This is a genomic window from Chamaesiphon sp. VAR_48_metabat_403 (assembly GCF_031422475.1).
Lineage (GTDB): Bacteria > Cyanobacteriota > Cyanobacteriia > Cyanobacteriales > Chamaesiphonaceae > Chamaesiphon.
Genome location: NZ_JANPLS010000061.1, coordinates 1 through 2580, shown reverse-complemented (window position 1 = coordinate 2580; position 2580 = coordinate 1). Strand labels below are relative to the sequence as shown.

The following is a 2580-nucleotide window of genomic DNA, read 5'->3' as shown; positions in this document are numbered from 1 at the left end:
ATATGTTCTTTCACTGTTTGCCCCCTAAAAATAAACCCACAATATTTTCTTCAGTGGGTTTGCGGCTCCGCTCACCGCCCGGGGTTTGGGGTTCCCCGAAACCCGTTTTGCTGGTACTTTATTAAATTGCACGTCCCTAATCCCTCATCTCCAAGATTTTCAATCCCAGTCTCCCCGTCCCCTTTGAGGTTCGATCGAAAATTTGATATAGTGTAAGCTATGTGCCTTCAATATGTAAAATCTATGAAGTCCATTCAGACGGCTATCTTATTATTTGCTCTCGCCAGTGCAGTTGAGTTATGTCAGGCAGAGCGAGTATTTGGCTATGTACTCATACCAGAATTAACTCGAACCCAAATTAGCATAGTTCCAGCGACGAACAGTTTATTCGATCGGGGATTACAAAAACAGGAACAGGAAGATTACGCTGGCGCGATCGAAGACTATACAGAATTTCTCAAAACTAATCCCAACCATAGCGAAGGATATAGCAATCGGGGATTTGCCAAAGCGATGCTCGACAAGCTGCAAGAAGCCCTCCAGGACTTCGATCGAGCCATCGCACTCGCGCCCAATAATGCGGATGCTTACAATGCACGCGGCAATGTTAACGCGATGGCTGGCAATCTGAGTGCGTCAATTCAAGATTTCAATCGATCGATCCGCTACAATCGTAATTTCGCCGATGCTTATTATAACCGAGCGATTAGCAGACACAGTTTGGGCGATCGACGCGGAGCCAAATTGGATCTGAGTAAAGCCGCGAAATTATTTCAGCAACAGCAAGATCTCGGCGGCTATCAGCAAGCACGAGAATGGATCGATAAATTGAAGTAGGTTTTGGGCTTTAGGCTTTAGCGAAGATCTACCCACCCCGCCCGTTGGGCACCCCTGTCTTGAAAAGGTGCTCTACTTGGGCTTCACCTTTGGACGGGTTCCCCGTCAAAAAGGGTGAGACAAGACAGGGGAGACCCCAAGACCGCACTTTTCGCTCCATGGAGGGGATTTTCCTTACTCCTTACCTTCAAAACTACCATCGTCATATCATCACCATTGGTGCGATCGTTGCTGGTAAACTCTTCGAGCGTGGCGACGATGTAGTCTAGAGTAGCTTGAGAACTTAACTGTCGTTGGCAGGCATTCCGAAAAGTCTGAGTTAAATTTTCCTCATTAAACCTTTCGCCATTTTGATTAGCCGCATCGGTAAAGCCATCGGTATAGTAGATAATGGTATCGCCGTGCTGGAGTCGAACGTGAGCCTCTTCATATTCAGAATTGGCATCAAACCCGATCAACATTCCCGAAGTATCGAGCTGAACGATCTCTGATGTGGCTGCTTGCCAGTATAGAGGTGGGTTGTGGGCGGCGTTGCTGTAAGTCAAAATTTGAGTAGTCGGATCGTATTCTGAATAAAAGAGCGTCACGAACCGACTAGAATTTTCTAGATCTGCAAACATGACGCGGTTGAGGTTCTGAAGGATGCGTGCGGGTGAATGACCATTGAGTACCTCCGAGCGTAACATGCCCCGCGTCATGGTCATAATTAGCCCTGCTGGGACACCTTTGCCCATGACATCGCCGATGGTGATACTCCATTTATTGGTATTGCTAACATCGCTAGATTTATTACCGAGTCGATCGTAATTAGCGGGGATAAAATCATAATAGTCGCCCCCAACGCGCTCGGCATTAAGATAACAGGCGGCGAGTTCTAAGCCAGGAATATCGGGAAATTGCTTGGGTAACAGACGTTCTTGAATTTCAGCACCGATTTCTAATTCGCGATCGAGTCGTTCTTTTTTGCGTAATTCTACTGTTAATTCATCATTGTGGATTGCTACTGCTGTTTGATCGGCAACTAATTGTAATAGTTTTTTGCGATCGTCAGTCCACTCATAATTCGAGTTGCGGGTAAATACGTACAACCGACCGCGTTCGCCACTTTCGAGTAAAATTGGTGTGCGGAAAATCTGAATTGTATAATCGATATCTATTTCGATTCTATTTTCTAACTTATCCCAAAAGTCAGTATGAAAATTGATTTCTTTACCATCAGAAACATCGGCAATGGTTTGCGAAATTGCCGTTTCAATCCGGTAGCGTAGCTCGTTACAGTTACCTTCACCCTGACAATGTAACTGATGGATTTGTAATTGACCAGTCTTTTTAAATAGAATTATCGCCCCACCTTCAGCATCGGTAACTCGTGTCACCATTAGCGGAATCAACTCTAAAAATTGATTGAGATTCTTAAAACTCCGCAAGGCAAAACCTAAGCCGCTCAGGAGTTCGTGAGTTTTTTTTTGTTGGCGAGTCAGATTGACGATCGATTCTTCGAGAGCCGCTATCGATGCAAACTGTGGTTCATAATTCATCATTTATAATTCCTAACCACTTAATAACGCCTCGACAAATTCATAGCTAGAAAAAGGTCTTAAATCTTCAATACCTTCACCAGCACCGATAAACCGAATCGGTAACCCAAGTTGTTGGACTACTGCTAAAGCTACACCACCTTTGGCTGTTCCGTCTAGTTTGGTTAATACTACCCCACTTAATTTCGCGGCTTCAGCAAATACT

Annotated in this window: 2 protein-coding genes and 1 pseudogene; 1 reads left to right on the top strand and 2 read right to left on the bottom strand. The window is 44.9% G+C overall.

Annotated features, from left to right (window positions below):
• The first annotated feature begins 243 nt into the window (after positions 1-243).
• Entirely contained in the window at positions 244-837 is a 594-nt protein-coding gene (locus RMO79_RS02945) for a tetratricopeptide repeat protein (protein WP_310481563.1), read from the top strand.
• 83 nt (positions 838-920) lie between these two features.
• Here the strand turns inward: RMO79_RS02945 and RMO79_RS02940 are convergent, their stop codons facing one another.
• Together RMO79_RS02940 and RMO79_RS02935 are read right to left on the bottom strand one after the other, a co-directional pair.
• Positions 921-2378, bottom strand: coding sequence for a PP2C family protein-serine/threonine phosphatase (locus RMO79_RS02940; protein ID WP_310481562.1), 1458 nt, complete (start codon positions 2376-2378; stop codon positions 921-923).
• A 9-nt stretch (positions 2379-2387) separates the two neighbouring features.
• Positions 2388-2580 (bottom strand): annotated as a pseudogene (locus tag RMO79_RS02935) (signal recognition particle-docking protein FtsY); the annotation flags it as partial.

Bases quoted from the DNA above. Each gene is read 5' to 3' on its own strand.
- RMO79_RS02940 (WP_310481562.1), bottom strand. From the start codon at position 2,378: ATGATGAATTATGAACCACAGTTTGCATCGATAGCGGCTCTCGAAGAA.
- RMO79_RS02945 (WP_310481563.1), top strand. From the start codon at position 244: ATGAAGTCCATTCAGACGGCTATCTTATTATTTGCTCTCGCCAGTGCA.